Raw genomic sequence first — 19,664 nt, 5'->3', positions numbered from 1 at the left:
GAAATATGAAAAATAAGAAAAAGATAGCAGTGATTTTAGCACTTTTAGCCTTAGTAACTCTTACCTGTGGTACACTTGCATTCTTTACTGCAAAAGATGATGTTAAAAACCAATTTACAATAGGTAATATTAATATAAGTGTTCAAGAACCTGAATGGAAAGATAAAGATAAATGGACAGGTGAGCAAGTTGATAAAATTGCAAATGTAAAAAATACAGATACTTTTCCAACACTTATAAGAGTTGCTGTTGAACCAAGATGGGAAGATGCTAATGGTAATTTTTATGGAGGAGATATTAGTCTTTTAAAATTTGAATATGTTAATGTGACTACTGATCCTACACAAGCAGATTCTTGGTATGATGGAAAAGACGGATATTATTACTATACATCTGTTGTTAATCCAGGTGAAAGCACAAAAAACATAATTGAAAGTGTTAAATTTAATGTTCCTGAAAATCAAAAAGATAAGTATAATAAGGAAACACTAAAAGCAGTTGTAAGAGCTGATGCAGTATTTTCTAAGGCAGGAACTTATGAACAATCTTGGAGTGGCTTATCAGATGATGTTAAAAAAATGCTTAATAATTTAAGTAAGTAATTAATTTTAGAAGGAAAATTGTATATGAAAAAAGTATTAAATATATTTTATTATATAGTTATACTATTTCTTATATTGATTGTAGGGTGTACCTTTATTAATAAGGGGCACCCTCCTTCAGTATTTGGATATAGTTTTTTAAATGTTTCAAGTGAAAGTATGGAACCTTATATAGAAAAAGGCTCCCTTGTTATAGTTAAAAACACCAATTTTGATAAACTAAATACAGGAGATGTAATAACATATTTTTTAGATAATAAAAATGTAACTGTTACACACAGAATTGTAAAAATTAATAATATAGACAATAAAAAAGTAATTACCACAAAAGGTGATGCAAATAATGTTGAAGATAACAGGCAAGTAACTGAAGATATGATTGTAGGAAAAGTTATTTTTCACATTAAGGTTGTAGGAAAAATATTTATATTTATTAAAAAGTATTTTGTATTTTTTCTAGCAGCTATAATAATATTATATGTTTTTTATTTAATATTCTTAAAAAAATTAAGAATTAATAAATAAGTGTTTTTTGCGCTTTGCTTAAAGCCAATTTCCTAAGGAAATAATTAACCAAAGCTAAAAGTTACAAAGGATAAAAAAGTTTAATGAAGAAACCAATTGAGATCATATTTAATGAAGTAAATAATTACAAATGTTAACAAATTAAAAACAATTGTTAAAGAGCTGTAAAAACTGTATTTATCCTATTGAAAAAGATTACTTAGTAAGATAAAATCAAAAATGTCGAAGGGTAATAATTACTTTTTGGGGTAAAAGTAATTTAATAATTTTAAGAATAAAATATTTTATTCTTTTCGCACGTGGGTATAATTTTGATTATGGTATAAATTTTAAGTAAATCCAAGAATTTCTTGGGTTTATTTTTTTATAAAAAATAAAAGAAAAATACGTAAGAAAAATAAAAAAAATATACATAATATTCGATACAGTACGAATGTTAAAATAAAATATTTATTGTATCATTGACACGTACTTCTTATAATGGTAAGCTAAATTTAGTAATAAATTTAATAAAAATAAAATAAGTTAGACTTTGTAAAACCAACATTTATGAAAAATTGGAGGTATTTAAATGATTAATGTCAGATGCATTTTCGTTGAAAAAAAAGATGGATTCAACGTTGAGGCAAAAAGCTTACTAGAAGACTTTAAAAGCAATTTGAGAATGGAAAATTTAGAGGGAGTAAGAGTAATAAATAAATATACTCTAGGGGATGTATCAGAAGAATACTATCAAAAAGCACTTCATACAATATTTTCCGAACTTACAGTAGATAAAGTTTATGAGGAGGAATTGCCACTAGATAGTGATAGTGTAGCATTTGGTGTTGAATTTTTACCAGGCCAATACGATCAAAGAGCTGATTCGGCAGAACAATGTTTTCAGCTTCTTACATCAGGTGAAAGAGTAGAAGTAAAATCTTCAAAAGTTATAGTATTAAAAGGAAAACTTTCAAAAGAAGATATAGATAAAATAAAACATTATTATATAAATTCAGTAGATTCTAGAGAGGCAGATATTAACTCTAGAAGTTTAAAAGTAGAATCTAAAGAACCTTCAGATGTTCAAATCTTAGATGGGTTTATATCTAGCAGTGAAGAAGAATTAAAGAAATTCCATAAAGAGCAAGGACTTGCTATGAGCATGGATGATTTACTTATGATTCAAGATTACTTTAAAAATGATGAAAAGAGAAATCCAAGCATAACAGAAATTAAAGTAATTGATACATATTGGTCAGATCACTGCAGACATACCACATTCTCTACAGCAATTCAAGAAGTAGAAATTCAAGATAATAAATATACAGTTCCAATAAAAAAATCTTATGAAGCATATATTAAATCAAGAGATTATGTATATGGCAAGGATACAACTAGAAATATTACATTAATGGATATTGCAGTAATAGTAGTTAAAGAAATGAGTAAAAAAGGCTTGTTAGATGATTTAGATGTATCTGATGAAATTAATGCATGTTCTGTAAATATTGATGTTGAAACTAATGACGGAATAGAAAAATATTTATTAATGTTCAAAAATGAAACACATAATCACCCAACAGAAATAGAACCATTTGGTGGAGCTGCTACATGTCTTGGTGGGGCTATAAGAGATCCATTATCAGGAAGAACTTTTGTATATCAAGCAATGAGAGTTACAGGAGCAGCAGATCCAACAGTGCCAGTTGAAGAAACATTAAAAGGAAAACTTCCACAAAGAAAAATAACAATAGGAGCTGCTCATGGTTATTCATCATATGGTAACCAAATAGGATTAGCTACTGGTCAAGTTAGCGAAGTTTATCATCCAGATTATGTTGCAAAAAGAATGGAAATTGGAGCAGTTATTGCAGCAGCGCCTAAAGAAAATGTTATTAGAATGGAACCAAAGGTTGGTGATATTGTAATACTTCTTGGAGGAAGAACAGGAAGAGATGGTGTAGGTGGTGCTACAGGTTCTTCAAAGGAACATACTACTGAATCTATAGAAACATGTGGTGCAGAAGTTCAAAAGGGAAATCCACCAACAGAAAGAAAAATTCAAAGATTATTTAGAAATCCTAAAGTTGCAAAAATGATTAAGAGATGTAATGATTTTGGTGCAGGTGGAGTTTCAGTTGCTATTGGTGAGTTATGTGATGGACTTGATATAAACTTAGATAAAGTACCTAAAAAATATGAAGGTTTAGATGGTACAGAACTTGCAGTATCTGAATCACAAGAAAGAATGGCTGTTGTAATTGATGGAAAATTAAAAGATGAATTTATTAAGTATTGTGCAGAAGAAAATTTAGAAGCTGTACATGTTGCAGATGTTACAGATAACGAAAGACTTAGACTATTCTGGAGAGGAAATGCAATAGTTGATCTTAAGAGAAGTTTCCTTGATACAAATGGAGCAACTCAAAAAACTGATGTTTTAGTAGAAGCACCAAAGGATTATCCATTTGAAGTTTCAGAAGATACTGATGTGGAAAAGACATGGCTTGATAATTTAAAGAATTTAAATATTGCTTCACAAAAAGGTTTAGTTGAAAGATTTGATTCAACTATAGGTGGTAGAACAGTGCTTATGCCATTTGGAGGTAAATATAATAAGACGCCAGCTGAAGGTATGGCAGGAAAAATACCAATGTTTGATGGTAAGGAATGCAAAAATGCATCTTTAATGACATTTGGATTTAACCCACTTCTTGGTACATGGAGTCCTTATCATATGGCATTTTATTCAGTAATAGAATCAGTAACAAAGCTTACTGCTATGGGTGGTGACTACAGAAAAGCAAGACTTACTTTCCAAGAATATTTTGAAAGATTAGGAGACAAGGCAGATAGATGGGGTAAGCCATTTGCAGCACTTCTTGGTGCATATAGAGCACAGGAAGAATTATCTATTCCAGCAATAGGTGGTAAAGATTCAATGAGCGGAACATTTGATGATATTGATGTGCCACCAAGTCTTGTAAGTTTTGCTGTGGGATATGAAAAAGCCGATAATGTTATATCACCTGAATTAAAAAATGATAATTCAAAACTTGTTTTTGTTAAATCTGAAAAACTTGAAGATGGAATAATAAACATGGACAAGTTTAGAAAATCAATGACAAAAGTTTATGAACTTATTTCATCAAAAAAAGTAATTTCTGCTTACTCATTAAAATTTGGAGGAGTTTCTGAAGCAATTACTAAAATGTCTTTAGGTAATAAGATAGGGGCTGAAATTGAAAACTTAACTAAAGATGATTTATTTGGATTAAATTATGGATCTTTAGTTCTTGAAATGGATAATGATATAGATTTAGATAATGCATTTGGTGATGTAGAATATAAGATTATTGGTAAAACTACAAAAGAACCTAAAATAGTATGCAAAGATTATAATGTAAACTTTAATATAGATGATTTAGATAAAACACTAGAAGAAAAATTAGATAATGTGTTTAAGATAAAAACTCCTGAAACTGGTAAAAAAGTAAAGGCTGTTTCTTATGATAAGAAAGTTGTGTCAGGACCAAAGGTTAAAATAGCAAAACCAAAAGTTGTTATTCCAGTATTCCCAGGAACTAACTGCGAAGATGACTGTACTAGAGCTTTTGAAAAGGCAGGAGCAGAAGTTAAACAAGTTTTACTTAGAAATTTAAATAAAGAAACTTTAAGAGAATCAATAGATAGATTAGAAAAGGAAATTAAATCATCTCAAATTATAATGCTTCCAGGAGGATTCTCTGCTGGTGATGAACCAGAAGGATCTGGTAAATTTATTGCTACAGCTTTTAGAAACGAAAAAATAAAAGAAGCTGTAATGGAACTCTTAAATAATAGAGATGGACTTATGCTTGGTATTTGTAACGGCTTCCAAGCCTTAATAAAACTTGGACTTGTTCCTTATGGAGAAATTTGCGATATAAAAGAAGATATGGCTACATTAACTTACAATAATATAAATAGACATATGTCTTCAATTATTAGAACAAGAATAGCTTCAACTAAATCTCCATGGTTTAATGAAGTTAAGGTGGGTGATATTCACAATGTAGCTATTTCACATGGTGAAGGTAGATTTGTTGCTCCTGAATCACTTCTTAAGAAATTAGAAGAAAATGGTCAAATAGCAACACAATATGTTGATTTTGATGGAAATGTATCTTTAGATATGCCATATAATCCTAATGGTTCTGTTTTAGGAATTGAAGGTATTACTAGTCCAGATGGTAGAATACTTGGTAAAATGGGACATTCAGAGAGAATTGGTAAAAATCTTTATAAAAATGTTCCAGGAAACTTTGATCAAAAGATATTTGAATCTGGAGTTAAATACTTTAAGTAATATTTTAAAATGCTTTAATAAATGTCTGAATGCATAAAATTTTATGTTTTATGCCATTCTCCATTTTTATATAATATATATAAATTATATTTGGAGGTTAAAAATGAAAGTTGCAATTATTTTCGGTAGTAAATCAGATACTGATGTTATGAAAGGCGCTGCTAATGCTCTTAAAGAATATGGAGTAAGCTATAAGGCTTTTGTACTTTCAGCTCATAGAGTACCTGAAAAACTTACAGAAACAATAAAAGAATGTGAAGCTGATGGATGTGAAGTTATAATAGCTGGGGCAGGTCTTGCTGCACATCTTCCAGGTGTTATTGCCTCTCAAACAGTACTTCCTGTAATAGGAATACCAGTTAAAGCAGCTCTTGAAGGAATGGATGCCCTTCTTTCAATAGTTCAAATGCCAAAATCAATTCCAGTTGCAACAGTTGGAATTAATAACAGCTACAATGCTGGAATGCTTGCAGTACAAATGTTATCATTAAAATATCCTGAAATTAAAGAAAAATTAATTGAAGGAAGAAAAAATATGAAAAAGAAATTTATTGAAGACAATGGGGAAGGAGTAGAACTATAATGGAAAAATTAGAAATGTTATATGAAGGAAAGGCTAAACAAATATATAAAACTGATAAGGAAGACGAAATAATAGTATACTATAAAGATGATGCAACTGCATTTAATGGAGTTAAGAAGGCTCAAATTGATAATAAAGGTGTATTAAATAATGCTATTACAACAATGATCTTTGAAATGCTTAATAAACATGGAATAAAGACTCACTTTATAAAAAAATTAAATGAAAGAGAACAACTTTGCAAAAAGGTTTCTATAGTTCCACTTGAAGTTATTGTTAGAAATACTGCTGCAGGTAGTATGGCAAAGAGACTTGGTCTTGAAGAAGGATATAAATTAAAAACAACTGTTTTTGAATTTTCATATAAAGATGATGAATTAGGAGATCCATTAATAAATAGATATCATGCTGTAGCTATTGGCGCCGCAACTTTCGAAGAAATTGATACTATATTAGATATGACTGCAAAAATAAATGATTTATTAAAGGAATTCTTTGCAAAATTAAACATAAATTTAATTGACTTTAAAATAGAATTCGGTAAACTTCCAAATGGAGAAATAGTATTAGCTGATGAAATTTCACCAGATACTTGCAGATTCTGGGATGCTACAACAGGTGAAAAACTTGATAAAGATAGATTTAGAAGAGACATGGGAAATGTTGAAGAAGCTTATGTTGAAATTTTAAATAGAATTAAAGGGGAGTAATTATGGTAACTGACTTTGATTTAATTTTAGATCCAAGTTTAGACAAATTTAAGGACGAATGTGGTGTATTTGGAGTTTATTCACCAAAGCCAATGGATACTGCTGGAATAACTTATTATGGTCTTTACGCTCTTCAACATAGAGGTCAAGAAAGTGCAGGTATTGCAGTATCAGATGGTGAAAAGATAGAAATGCATAAAGGCCTTGGGTTAATTACAGATGCATTTAAGGATAAAAATGATTTACATAAACTTAAAGGAAATGTTGCAATAGGTCATGTAAGATATTCAACAACTGGTGCAAATACAGTAGAAAACTCACAACCACTTGTTTCTAATTCTAAAATTGGTACAATTGCTATGGCTCATAATGGTAATCTTGTAAACGCTGATGTTATAAGAGAGCTTTTAGAAGAAGGTGGTCATATATTCCATACATCAATTGATACAGAAGTAATAGCAACACTTCTTGCAAGAAGTGCAGCAAAAGGTATGGAAAGAGCCGTAGTTGATGCAATGCAGGCAGTTAAGGGAAGCTTCGCTCTTGTTATAATGACAAAGGATAAATTAATAGGTGCAAGAGATCCTCATGGAATAAGACCTCTTTGTATTGGTAAAATTGATGATGCATATATATTATCATCTGAAAGTTGCGCTCTTGATGCAGTGGGAGCAGATTTTGTTCGTGATGTAAAGCCAGGGGAAATAGTTGTAATAGATGAAAATGGAATTAAATCAATTACATATGCTGAAAGTACAGGATGTCAAACTTGTTCTTTTGAATATATTTATTTTGCTAGACCTGATTCTACAATAGATGGTCTTGATGTATATACAACAAGAGTTAAATTTGGTGAACAGCTTTATAAAGAACATAAAATTGAAGCTGATCTTGTATGTCCTGTGCCAGATTCAGGAATACCAGCAGCTATAGGTTATTCAAAAGCATCAGGAATTCCTTTTGAAACTGGATTTATAAAAAATAGATATGTAGGAAGAACATTTATATCACCTTCACAAGAAGTGAGAGAAAGAGCTGTAGCTGTTAAGCTTAATCCGTTAAAAGTAAATGTTCAAGGAAAAAGAGTTATCCTTATAGATGATTCAATAGTAAGAGGAACTACATCTAAGCATTTAGTTGATGCAATGAGAAGAGCAGGAGCTAAGGAAGTACATTTACTTATTTCAGCTCCACCAGTAAAATTCCCTTGTTACTTTGGTATTGATACTGCATATAGAAGTGAACTTATTGCGGCAAATCATACTATAAAGGAAACTGAAGAAATACTTGGGGCAGATACATTAGGATATTTAAGTATGGATGGAATGTATAAATGTTTATCTGAAAAGAAAGGTTTCTGTGTTGGATGTTTTAATGGAGTATATCCTGTAGCGCCACCAATTGAAGCTGGAAATGGAAAAGAAGAATAATCTTGAAAGGTAGGGTAATAAATGATAACTTACAAAGATTCAGGTGTTAACATAGAAGAAGGATACAAAAGTGTAAAGTTAATTAAGGACCTAGTAAAACAAACATATAGCAAATATGTTTTAAATGGTCTTGGCAGTTTTGCTGGAATGATAGAACTTCCAGAAGGATATAAAAAACCAGTTTTAATATCAGGAACTGATGGTGTTGGAACTAAGCTTGATATAGCATGTAAAAAGAAAAAATATGACACTGTAGGTATAGATTGTGTTGCAATGTGCGTAAATGATATATTATGTCATGGTGCAAAACCATTATTTTTCTTAGATTATATTGCATGTGGAAAACTAGATTCAAATGTTTCTGCTGACCTTGTGAAAGGTGTTACAGATGGATGTCTTCAATCTGACTGTGCACTAATTGGTGGTGAAACTGCTGAGATGCCAGGATTCTACAAAGAAGGAGACTATGATATAGCAGGATTTGCTGTAGGTATAGCTGATAAAGATAAAATAATAGATGGAAGCAAAATTAAAGAAGGAAATAAACTTATAGGTATTGCTTCTTCAGGAATTCACTCAAATGGATTTTCTCTTGTAAGAAAATTATTTACAGATTTAGATATGGAATTTAATGGAGAAGAAGTATGGAAAACTCTTATAGTTCCTACTAAGATTTATGTGAAACCAGTATTAAAGCTTTTAGAAAAATATGATATTAAAGGTATGTCTCATATTACTGGTGGTGGATTTATAGAAAATGTTCCAAGAATGTTTAATGGAAATAATTTTACAGCAGTAATAAATAAAGACAGTTATCCAGTATTACCTATATTCGACAAAATGGTTGAAATGGGCGTAGATAGAGATCATATGTATAATACATTTAATATGGGAATTGGATTTGTAATGGCTGTTGATGAAAAAGATGCAGATAATATTATAAAAGACCTTCAAGATATGGGAGAAAAGGCTTATGAAATAGGTCATGTTATCTCTGGAGGTGAAGGTATTTGCTTAAAATAGCAGTTTTAGTTTCTGGTGGAGGAACAGATCTTCAATCAATAATAGATGCTGTTGAAAATAAAACACTTAAAAATTGTAAAATAGAAATGGTTATTGGCAGCAAGGAAGGAATATATTCTCTTGAAAGAGCTAAAAAGCATAATATACCTAGTTATGTTGTTAGCAGAAAAGAATATGGAAAAGAGCAATCTGATAAAATTCTTGAATTAGTTGAAGGTAAAGTCGATTTAATAGTACTTGCAGGCTATTTATCTATACTTGATGGGAAAATTTTAGATGTATACAAAAATAAGATAATTAACATTCACCCATCACTAATTCCTTCATTTTGTGGTCCTAATATGTATGGACTTAAAGTTCATGAGGCTGTAATAAAAAAAGGAGTTAAATTTTCAGGATGTACAGTGCATTTTGTAAATAATGAAGTAGATGGTGGAGCAATAATACTTCAAGAAGTTGTACCTGTTTATTTTGAAGACGATGCAGAAACACTTCAAAAGAGAATACTTGAAAAAGAACATATAATTCTTCCAAAGGCTATAGGTCTTATTGTTGATAATAAAATATCTATTATTGATGGAAGAGTTAAGATTAATTAAAAATAAAAATTAAGGAATTAAGTATATCTTATTTCCTTAATTTTATTTAATCATAAAAATATATGTATGGAGGAGAATATAATGAATTTATTATTAATAGGTTCAGGTGGAAGAGAACATGCAATAGCTTGGAAACTTGCAAAAAGTAATAAAGTATCAAAAATATATGTGGCACCAGGAAATGGTGGAACAGCTTTTGAAAATAAATGTGAAAATGTGAACATAACTGATATAGACGAACTTGTAAAATTTGCAAAGGAGAAAAATATATATTTAACTGTAGTAGGGCCAGAAGATCCTCTTACAAAAGGAATTACGGATAAATTTAAAGAAGCAGGACTTAGAATTTTTGGACCTGATAAAAATGGTGCACAATTAGAGGGAAGTAAAAGTTTTTCTAAAGAATTTATGAAAAAATATGGAGTCAAAACTGCTGAGTATGAAGTGTTTACAGAAGCGCCTAAAGCTCTTAAGTATTTAGAAAAATGCTCATACCCAGTAGTAATAAAAGCAGATGGTTTAGCTGCTGGTAAAGGCGTTTCAATATGTAGTACAAAAGAAGAAGCAAAAGATGCTATAAACGATTTTATGGTAAATGATATATTTAAAGGTGCAGGTCAAAAAGTTGTAGTAGAAGAATTTTTAGATGGAGTAGAAGCTTCAATTTTATCTATATGTGATGGACATACAATAATTCCATTTGTATCTGCTAAAGATCATAAGCAAATTTATGATGGTGGTAAAGGACCTAATACAGGAGGTATGGGTGTTTTAGCACCTAATCCATATGTTACAGATGAAGTTTTAAAGGATTTTGAAGAAAATATTATGAAAAATACTTTAAAAGGAATTCAGGAAGAAGGATTTGATTTTAAGGGAATTATTTTCTTTGGTCTTATGATAACAAAAAAAGGAACATATTTACTTGAATATAATGTAAGAATGGGAGATCCAGAAACTCAATCAGTTTTAAGTTTAATGAATAGTGATTTGTTTGAAGTTATAGAAGCTGCACTTAATGAAAAGCTTTCTGAAACTACAATTAAGTGGAAAAATGAAGTATGTATAAATGTTGTACTTGCTTCAAAAGGATATCCTAAGAAATTCAATAAAGGATATGAAATAAAAATAGATGATTCTATAAAAGACAAAGTATTTGTAGCTGGTGCTGTAGAAGAAAATGGAGTTTTAAAAACAAGTGGTGGAAGAGTTTTATCAGTTGTTGGACATGGAAAAACTTTAGAAGAAGCAAGAAAAGATGCATATAACAATGTAAAACTTGTTTCATTTAAAGATAGTTATTATAGAACTGATATAGGTATATATAAATAATTATAATAACTACTAAGGCTACTTAAGGCATTTTGGGCTTTTAAGTAGCTTTTTATATACAAAAATGTATTATTACAAATTATATTGTAAAATGTGTAATAAAGATGTATTATAAAGATGTATTATAAAAATGATAATAAACACAAAAAAGAATTGGGGGGAGATACCATGTTAAGGTTTACTAAAAAATTTATTTGTTTAATGTCAGTAGCAACTGTAGTTTCATCTACAGTAATTGTTCCAGTATCTTCTGCAGATGCTTCAGTATTAGATTCACAAATATCTCAGTTAGATCTTTCACATTATAATTCTATGTTATTACCTAATGTTGATAGTAAAGTTGAAAAAGCTCAAGGACCAACGGACAATGGACTTGCACAAAGTGTAGGGGATGGATGTATTTTACATGCATGGAATTGGTATTTTTCTTCCATTAAAAATTCAATGAAAGAAATAGCTGATGCTGGTTTTACTGCTGTACAAACTTCACCATTTCAACCTAATAAGGATGGTAAATTTGGTGATACAGCTGGATGGTGGAAATATTATCAACCTTATAGTTTTTCTGCATCAGGAAATAATCTAGGTTCACCTGAAGAATTTAGGGCAATGTGTGAAGAAGCCCATAAATATGGTGTAAAGGTCATTGTAGATGTAGTTGCAAATCATTTGGCTAATAATACTGGTAAAATGTTTAATCAAAAAGCTGATAGAAATGGAAATATTCCAGCTGAAATAAGAGATAATGATGCATTTTGGCATAATAATGATTTAACAGAGTCTAGTGATGGAAATAGATATGTTATGACAAATGCACCAATAGGTATGCCAGATCTTAATACAGGTAATGAGGATCTTCAAAAGATTATATTTAAATATCTTAATGATGTTCAAAATCTTGGAGCTGATGGATTTAGATTTGATGCAGCTAAGCATATTGAACTTCCAGAAGATCAAGGTAATTTTAAAAGTAACTTTTGGCCTAACCTTGTTTCTGCAACAAAGGCCGTAAATAAGGATGTATTTTTATATGGTGAAATATTAAATACTCCAGGACCTATAAGTATAGATTATTATACAAAGAGAATAAGAGTTACAAATAATAAGTATGGTCAAACTTTAAGAAACTGCGTTACAGGAAGGAATGCATCTGGACTTTGCAACATGTCTAATAATGAATTTGGTAAAGATGCAAAAACATGGATAACATGGGTTGAATCTCATGATACCTTTGCTGGTGAATATGGTGAACATACATCAGGTTTTAGTACAGATGATATACATTTTTCTTGGTATGCACTAGCTGCAAGAGCTGATGCGGTTCCTTTATATTTTGCAAGACCTAAAGTATTTCAAGGCAGTAATCAAAGAGGAGCTGGTTTCGCAGGTTCTGCACTTGGTGAAGATGATGGTCAATGGAAAGATAAGGGAGTAGCTGAAGTAAATAAGTTCCATAATTATTTTGCAGGAACTGGTGAATATGCATCATCTATGGCAGGCAATAAGGTATTTGCTGTTGAACGTGGTAGTACTGGTACAAGCAATTTTGAAGGTATAGTTTTAGTTAACCTTGACAGAGGTGCAAAAGATATAAGTGAAAGCTGTCATATGAAAGATGGTACATATACAGATCAAATGACAGGAAGTAACTTTACAGTATCAGGTGGTAAAATATCTGGTAAAATAGGAGATAGTGGTGTAGCTGTAGTTTATAATGTAAAGTCATCTACAGCACCAGCAGTTTCTGCATCAGTTGCTAATGGTTCTTCTTTTACTACTGATTCATTAAAGGTAACTTTAAACAGTAAAAATTGCACTAAAGCGACTTATTCAATTAATGGTGGAAAAGCAGAAACCTTTAATGATGGTGATACAATTGAAATTGGTAAAGATGCTGATTATGGAGATAAAATAACATTAAAGTTAAGTGGTACAGGCAGTGAAGGTGATGCAGAAGAAACATATACTTATACAAAGAAGGATCCAAGTGCAGCTAATATTGCTTATTTAAAATTACCTTCAGGATGGGATAATGCATATGCATATGTATATGATAAATCTACAAAGGGATCTGAAAATGCAACATGGCCAGGTGTAAAAATGACTAAAGTTTCAGATGGACTATATAAATATGAATACACTAGTACAGATGATTCTTATGTTACTCCTTTAATAATATTTAATAATGGTGCATCTGGCAGCGCAAATATTAAGTATCCAGCTGATACAGTTCAAGGGGTAGATGCTGATGGCGTTAAGTGTGAAGGATCAATGATTTGTGATGGTACATCATGGAAAGAATATGAAGATATAACTAAAAAGAAATTAGAAGCAAGCCTTACTTCTGATAAGGATTCAGTTGAAGAAAAAGAAAAAGTTAAACTTACAGCAAAAGCAACAGGTGGTTCTAAAAAGTATACTTACACATTTAAAGTAGATGGAGAAGAAATTTATTCAGGAGAAAAATCGACATTTGAATGGACACCTGAAAAAGAAGGAACTTATAAGTTAACAGTTGAAGCAAATGATGGTACTGATACAAAAGAAAGTGAAGCTTTAAGTATAAAAGTTACTAAAGCTGCAACTGATCCAGAGGACCCAAAAGAAGAATTAGAAGTTAGTCTTACTTCTGATGAAAAAAATATAAAACTAAATTCTAGTGTTACTTTTAAAGCAAAAGCAACAGGTGGTTTAAAAAAATACACTTATACATTTAAGGCAGATGGAAAAGAAATTTATTCAGGAAAAAAATCAACATTTGAATGGACACCTGAAAAAGAAGGAACTTACAAAGTAACAGTTGAAGTAAATGATGGTGAAGATACAGTAGAAAGTAATGAATTATCTATAAGCGTTACTAAGGATTCACCTGAAGTTGAAGATTTAAAGGTATCATTAAGTGCTAATAAATCAGCTGAACAAAAGGTTAATACAAAAATAAAATTTACAGCTAAAGCAACAGGTGGTCAAGGTGATTATACTTATAAATTTAAAGTAAATGATGAAGAAATTGATAATTCTGATAATTCAATTTATACATGGAAACCTAAAACAGTAGGAAAATATACTATATCTGTTATTGTAAGTGATGGAGAAAATACTGCAGAAAGTAATATAGAAACATTTAATATTATTGATGAAGGAGAAATAGAAGAACCTACAGATGAATTAAATATTACTTCATTTAAGGTTAATAAAACAAGTAATCTTAAAGTATCTGATAAAATTACAATTTCAGCTAAAGCAGAAGGTGGTCAAGGTGACCTTAAGTATTATTTCTTTGCAAAGAAAGATGGAAAAAAGATGGCTATAAGTGGATATTCTGATAAGAATTCAGTTGATTTTGAATTACCTTCTGAAGGAACATATGATATTTATGTATATGTTAAAGATTCTGATGATATAGAAGTAAAAATTGACGAGCCTATAGAAATAAAAGTTTCTGGTGAAAATACTGATGAACCTGATAGTCCAAGTTCAGGAGATAATAATGGTTTAATTGCATTTTTATTAACTGGTATTTTAGGAACATCACTATTAGGATTAAGTAAAAAGAAGAAAGGTAATAATTAACAAGTTTAAAATTTTATTAAACTAAAAAATGTTAAGTAATAAATTAGGTGCTGAAAAAAATGATTTTTCATTTTTTTCAGCACTTTTTATATATAATAAATTATTGATATATTACCTTATAATCAATATAATGTAATTGTATACAAATACTTTTAAGTTATCTGGGGGGAAAAATTTGAAAATAAAAAATAAGAAAGTAATAAATATTTCGATTATATTATTATTTTTATTATGTTTTTTAAGTAAAGGACATGCCTTTTCTAAGATTTATGAAAATAATGAAAAATCAAAAGTAAGAATAATAGTAGAACTTGAAGATAAAGCTGCTATAGATATTTTAAGTAATTCAGATAAGGCAAAAGATATAGAAAGTGAAGTAAAGAACAATCAAAAAGATATTATATGCAAAGCAGAAAATATAACAAAAAACAAAATAATAAAGCAATTTGCATATCTTGTTAATGGATTTTCTATATACGGTAGTAGTAATGATATAGAAAAAATTAAAAATATATCTGGAGTTAAGGATGCATATATTTCTTATGAAATGCATGAGTCAGTTTGTGAAAAATCTAATTTAATAAGTGAAATAAATAATGAAGCTTTAAAATATGAATGTACAGGTAAGGGTGTTGTTATTTCAATAATTGATACTGGTATAGATATAAATAATGAAAATTTGCAAAATATATCTTCTGATAATTTAAAAATAACAAAGGAAAAAACTAACTCAATAATAAATGAAATTGGTAGAGGAAAATATGTAAGTGACAAGATTCCATTTGCATATAATTATGCAGATGGTGATTTAAATTTGTATAATTCTTCAGAAATTCATGGTATGCATGTTACTGGCATTGCTGCTGCAAATGGAGAAGATTTTTCTGGAGTTGCACCAAATGCTCAAATTTTAGCTATGAAAGTAAAAAGTAGTTATGGAGGAGGTTTTTATAGTGAAGATCTTTTACTTGCTATTGAAGATTCTGTTAAATTGAAAGCTGATATTATTAATATGAGCTATGGATCAGATGCTTCAGTAAAGGGTGATGATAATTTATATAAAAAAGCTGTAGAAAAAGCTTCAGAAAATGGCATACTTTGTGTTAATTCTGCTGGTAATTCTCAAGTTTCCACAACAAAAAGCACAAAAAAATATCCATCCAATTATTCTGGAATTAAAGATACATCAATTGTTGATAATTCCACAGATGTAACTTTTACAGTTGCATCTATGGATATGTTTTATACTATGTCTAATTTTTCATCATGGGGTCCAAGTACTAATTTAGAATTAAAACCTGAAATTACTGCACTAGGTGAAAATGTACGTTCTACTGCAAATGATAATGAATATGCTATATTAAGTGGTACTTCTATGGCAGCTCCATATGTTTCAGGGTCAGAAGCATTAATATATGAAGCAGTTAATAATAAATTCCCTAATATAGATATAACTAAAAAAACTGAATTTGTAAAAAATATGGCTATGAATACAGCGGATGTACTTTATGATGGTGATGAGCCATATTCACCAAGGTGGCAAGGAGCAGGTGCTATAAATATTAAAAATGCAATAAATAATAATGTTTTGGTAACAGATAATAGGGGCAAAGCCTCTCTTGCACTAAAAAATATAGGTAAGGAAACTTCATTTTCTATGATAGTTAAAAATTATGGAAATGATGCAACATCTTATAAAATAAATAATGATATAAAATTATATAGTGAAATTGTTTTAAGTAATAAAAAAATAGAAGAAGTTGAAATTGAAAATGCAAAAATTACCTTTGATACTGAATATATTAATGTTTCTGGAAATTCTGAAGTTATTGTTAAAGGGACTATTAAACTTCCAAATAGTTTTGATGAAAATAATTTTGTCGAAGGGTATATAAAACTTGCTAGTTTGGATACAAATGTACCATCTTTAAGCATTCCTCTTTTAGCCTTTTACGGAGATTATGGTAGTGAAACTATTTTAGATTCACCTATATATGATAATGATTCTATATTTAAAGAAACAGGTCTTGGAAGCAGAAGTGGTAGCAAGTTTGAATATTATGGCAAGTATTATGATGAAGATGAAAAAGAAGAATTAGTTGATCCAAATCTTGTAGCCTTTTCTCCTAATAATGATGGTTTACAGGATACTGTAAGTCTAAATAATTACTTTTTAAGAAATGCAAAATGTTATGAAATTGAAGTACTTGATAAGGACAAAAATTTTATAGGTAATAAAATGATATATTACAATGTTGTAAAAAACAGTTACAATGATTCATCAGGTAACAAAAGTAGGCAACTTCAGTATTATTATAACTGGGATGGAACAAAATATAATATGTCTACTGGTTCTTTTGATAAGGTAGAAGATGGCCAGTATTATATAAGAGCTAAAACTATAGGATATACAGATAATGCAAAAGAACAGGTTATTGATATGCCTGTAAAAGTAGATACTGTTTCCCCTATTGTTTCTAATGTATATATTGATAGAATCAAAGAAGATGAGGAGATATTATATAAGTTAAATTGGAGTGCTACAGACGAGTTTTCAAAAGTAAAATGTGAAGCTGAATATTTTTTAAATGATAATGATAATTCAAAAACTGAAATTGAAAATATTGAAAATAATGGACATAATTATAGTGGATATATCAATTTAAATAAAGGACAAATTAATAAAATAACATTAATAATAAAAGATTATGCAGGTAATGAAACAGAATTTAATTATACTTATAATGCAGAAGGAGATAAAGATATAGATATTTCTACAGATACACCTGATGACAAACCTGAAATGGTTGATGCATTATCCTTTTCTAAACTTAAACAAAATTTAGTGTTAAATGTAGGTGCTGGAAGATTTAAAATAAAAGGATATATGAGAAGTGATGTTTATAATATTTTAATAAATGAAGAGGAAGCTGTATTAGGTGATGGAACTTTTGAAAAAACTGTTATATTAGCTGATGGAGATAATATTGTAAATGTAAAGGCTTATTCAAAGGATAATGAAGAAATATTTAATAAAGATTACAATGTAACTTTAGATAGGGAGAATCCAGTAATTGAAAGTATATGGCCTGATGCTTCAAAAAAAGTTTATGCAACAGAAGATGACACTTTTAAATTAAATGTTAAGGGAAAAGACATATCTAAATTAGTTTGTAAAATAGAAAACGATCTTACAGGTGAAGAAGTATCTGAAAGTTTAGACGATAATGGAGAAGGAGAAATTGAAGTACCCTTAAAAAGTGGATTAAATAAATTAAATTTGGAACTTGTAGATGAGGCTAATAATTCTTCTGAAACTATGGAATTACTAGTTGTAAAGGTAAGTGATAAAAATAAACTTAATGTGGGTTTTGTAAATATTGAAAATTCTCAAAGTACAGCTGGAAATGTAGACAGTGAAGGATGTATAAATGTAATTGGCTATGTAACTAAAATTCCTAAAGTATTAAAAATAAATGATACAGATGTTTTAGTTAATGATGATTTTACCTTTTCTCATAAAGTAAAATTAATAGAAGGGCTTAATAAAGTAAAAATATATGCAGAAGATGAATATGGCAATGTTGTAGAAGAATATGCATATAGACTTTATTATGATAATGAAGCTCCTGTTATTGATCTTGATATAGATTTTACAAATATAGATGGAGATTTTTATACTAATAGAAAAAAATTTATATTAAAAGGTTCTGTACATGATAATAAAAGTGATTATAAAGTGTTTTTAAATGGTAACATGATTACTAATACACAAACAGGAATGGTTGGTTTTAATGATAATGATTTAATTAATGATTTTAGTTATGAATATACATTAAATGCTGGCGATAATTATTTTAGATTTAGGACTGTTGATAAATTTGGAAATGACAATACAACAATTGTTAAAGTTGTATATTTCCCTTTAGATGGAGAAGAGGATGAACCAGAAACTTCTGATAATTCAAATTTGATTATATATATAAATTGTATAATATTATTGTATGTTTACAAAAAAATAAAGAAATACATACATAATTATTAATTTTTTGTTTATAATTAAAATTAATACAAAATTTATGATATAATAATGAAAGGTTACTTTATAAAATAATGATTTAAAATAGATTATGTAGAAGGATATATTGGGAGGAATTTAAAAATGATTAGAGAACTAAGTAAAGATGTAAATGTGATAAGTGTTAATAAAGCTTATGATGGCAAGATTGTAGATTTTAATGTTAAAAGCAAAAAAATCCTTACAACATGTTTTAAATTTGGTGTTTCAGAAATATTATATATTCCATCAATTTTAATGAAAGGAATATTAAATAGAACAATAAAAGATAAATTTTCAGATATTACTAGTTCACATTTTGAAGATTATGTATCAGAAAAAGAATGTTTTAAGAAAGATTTTTTTGAGGTTGAAATAGTAGAATGTATTGGAAATTATGGTTATGGAACAGAAGTTTCGTATAATTGTAAGATTGTTTCAGCAGGTGGCTATTTGTCATTTATAAATGGTCAAACTGTAAGTATAATTGTTCCAGAATCATATCTTTTAAATAAATCTGAAGTCAATGGCTACGTTGAAATGAATGAAAAGTGTTATGTTAGTGAAGGTTATAATAGCATATTAAGAGCAAGATATGGAACAGAAAGTCCTTCAAATGAAGAATCAAAATCATTAAAAATAATTTCAAAAACATCTTCATGGACTGATTTTACAATGGAAGAAATAGAAGTCCCTAATGAAATAGAAGGTAAGTTTAGTGATGGTACTATTGTAGTAGGTGATATTGATGCTATTGTTACAATAAAGGGAAAAGATTTTGTTAAAGTAATAATGAGAACATCATATTTTGATAAAGATAATAATGATATAGTAATGCAATATGAATTTAATTATTAGACTTAATTAAGTTTTCAAAAAAGTGATTATTAATAAAAATGA

General features: G+C 29.1%; 12 protein-coding genes. All 12 read left to right on the top strand.

The window, feature by feature from the left end:
• The first annotated feature begins 5 nt into the window (after positions 1-5).
• Positions 6-602 carry a TasA family protein gene (locus tag ACTNAO_RS02520; RefSeq protein ID WP_441026037.1) on the top strand — a complete coding sequence of 199 codons (597 nt, stop codon included), beginning with the start codon at positions 6-8 and terminating at the stop codon, positions 600-602.
• A gap of 24 nt (positions 603-626) precedes the next feature.
• Positions 627-1,127: a signal peptidase I gene (locus ACTNAO_RS02515; RefSeq protein WP_441026035.1), complete on the top strand. Its 501-nt coding sequence runs from the start codon at positions 627-629 to the stop codon at positions 1,125-1,127.
• A gap of 571 nt (positions 1,128-1,698) precedes the next feature.
• Positions 1,699-5,457: a phosphoribosylformylglycinamidine synthase gene (locus ACTNAO_RS02510; RefSeq protein ID WP_441026033.1), complete on the top strand. Its 3,759-nt coding sequence runs from the start codon at positions 1,699-1,701 to the stop codon at positions 5,455-5,457.
• Positions 5,458-5,560: 103 nt separating this feature from the next.
• On the top strand, positions 5,561-6,040 hold the full coding sequence (gene purE, locus ACTNAO_RS02505; protein ID WP_441026031.1) for a 5-(carboxyamino)imidazole ribonucleotide mutase: 480 nt from the start codon (positions 5,561-5,563) through the stop codon (positions 6,038-6,040).
• Positions 6,040-6,750 (top strand): phosphoribosylaminoimidazolesuccinocarboxamide synthase, encoded by a 711-nt coding sequence (purC, locus tag ACTNAO_RS02500; protein WP_441026029.1) that lies wholly within the window; start codon positions 6,040-6,042, stop codon positions 6,748-6,750. Before purE ends, purC begins: the two co-directional genes overlap by 1 nt.
• 2 nt (positions 6,751-6,752) lie before the next feature.
• The gene (gene purF / locus ACTNAO_RS02495) at positions 6,753-8,180 is read left to right on the top strand and encodes an amidophosphoribosyltransferase (RefSeq protein WP_441026027.1); all 1,428 of its coding nucleotides are present in this window, start codon (positions 6,753-6,755) and stop codon (positions 8,178-8,180) included.
• A gap of 21 nt (positions 8,181-8,201) precedes the next feature.
• Positions 8,202-9,203, top strand: coding sequence for a phosphoribosylformylglycinamidine cyclo-ligase (purM, locus tag ACTNAO_RS02490; RefSeq protein WP_441026025.1), 1,002 nt, complete (start codon positions 8,202-8,204; stop codon positions 9,201-9,203).
• Positions 9,191-9,802 (top strand): phosphoribosylglycinamide formyltransferase, encoded by a 612-nt coding sequence (gene purN / locus ACTNAO_RS02485; protein WP_441026023.1) that lies wholly within the window; start codon positions 9,191-9,193, stop codon positions 9,800-9,802. Before purM ends, purN begins: the two co-directional genes overlap by 13 nt.
• 81 nt (positions 9,803-9,883) lie before the next feature.
• On the top strand, positions 9,884-11,134 hold the full coding sequence (gene purD, locus ACTNAO_RS02480) for a phosphoribosylamine--glycine ligase (RefSeq protein ID WP_441026021.1): 1,251 nt from the start codon (positions 9,884-9,886) through the stop codon (positions 11,132-11,134).
• A 168-nt stretch (positions 11,135-11,302) separates the two neighbouring features.
• Complete coding sequence (locus ACTNAO_RS02475; protein ID WP_441026019.1) at positions 11,303-14,707, top strand: triple tyrosine motif-containing protein; 3,405 nt, start codon at positions 11,303-11,305, stop codon at positions 14,705-14,707.
• A gap of 175 nt (positions 14,708-14,882) precedes the next feature.
• Positions 14,883-18,752, top strand: a complete 3,870-nt coding sequence (locus tag ACTNAO_RS02470) for a S8 family serine peptidase (RefSeq protein WP_441026017.1) — start codon at positions 14,883-14,885, stop codon at positions 18,750-18,752.
• A 117-nt stretch (positions 18,753-18,869) separates the two neighbouring features.
• Positions 18,870-19,622 (top strand): hypothetical protein, encoded by a 753-nt coding sequence (locus tag ACTNAO_RS02465; protein WP_441026015.1) that lies wholly within the window; start codon positions 18,870-18,872, stop codon positions 19,620-19,622.
• Positions 19,623-19,664: the final 42 nt, after the last annotated feature.

Origin of the sequence: Clostridium sp. HCP1S3_C6 (assembly GCF_052066735.1) — a bacterium.
Taxonomy (GTDB): Bacteria; Bacillota; Clostridia; order Clostridiales; family Clostridiaceae; genus Clostridium.
Note: the sequence above shows the minus strand (reverse complement) of the source record. Positions and strands in the feature narration are given on the sequence as shown.

What these genes read in the sequence shown, in the direction of transcription:
- ACTNAO_RS02520 (WP_441026037.1), top strand. Translation starts at nt 6, where the DNA reads ATGAAAAATAAGAAAAAGATAGCAGTGATTTTAGCACTTTTAGCCTTA.
- ACTNAO_RS02515 (WP_441026035.1), top strand. Translation starts at nt 627, where the DNA reads ATGAAAAAAGTATTAAATATATTTTATTATATAGTTATACTATTTCTT.
- ACTNAO_RS02510 (WP_441026033.1), top strand. Translation starts at nt 1,699, where the DNA reads ATGATTAATGTCAGATGCATTTTCGTTGAAAAAAAAGATGGATTCAAC.
- purE (WP_441026031.1), top strand. Translation starts at nt 5,561, where the DNA reads ATGAAAGTTGCAATTATTTTCGGTAGTAAATCAGATACTGATGTTATG.
- purC (WP_441026029.1), top strand. Translation starts at nt 6,040, where the DNA reads ATGGAAAAATTAGAAATGTTATATGAAGGAAAGGCTAAACAAATATAT.
- purF (WP_441026027.1), top strand. Translation starts at nt 6,753, where the DNA reads ATGGTAACTGACTTTGATTTAATTTTAGATCCAAGTTTAGACAAATTT.
- purM (WP_441026025.1), top strand. Translation starts at nt 8,202, where the DNA reads ATGATAACTTACAAAGATTCAGGTGTTAACATAGAAGAAGGATACAAA.
- purD (WP_441026021.1), top strand. Translation starts at nt 9,884, where the DNA reads ATGAATTTATTATTAATAGGTTCAGGTGGAAGAGAACATGCAATAGCT.
- ACTNAO_RS02475 (WP_441026019.1), top strand. Translation starts at nt 11,303, where the DNA reads ATGTTAAGGTTTACTAAAAAATTTATTTGTTTAATGTCAGTAGCAACT.
- ACTNAO_RS02465 (WP_441026015.1), top strand. Translation starts at nt 18,870, where the DNA reads ATGATTAGAGAACTAAGTAAAGATGTAAATGTGATAAGTGTTAATAAA.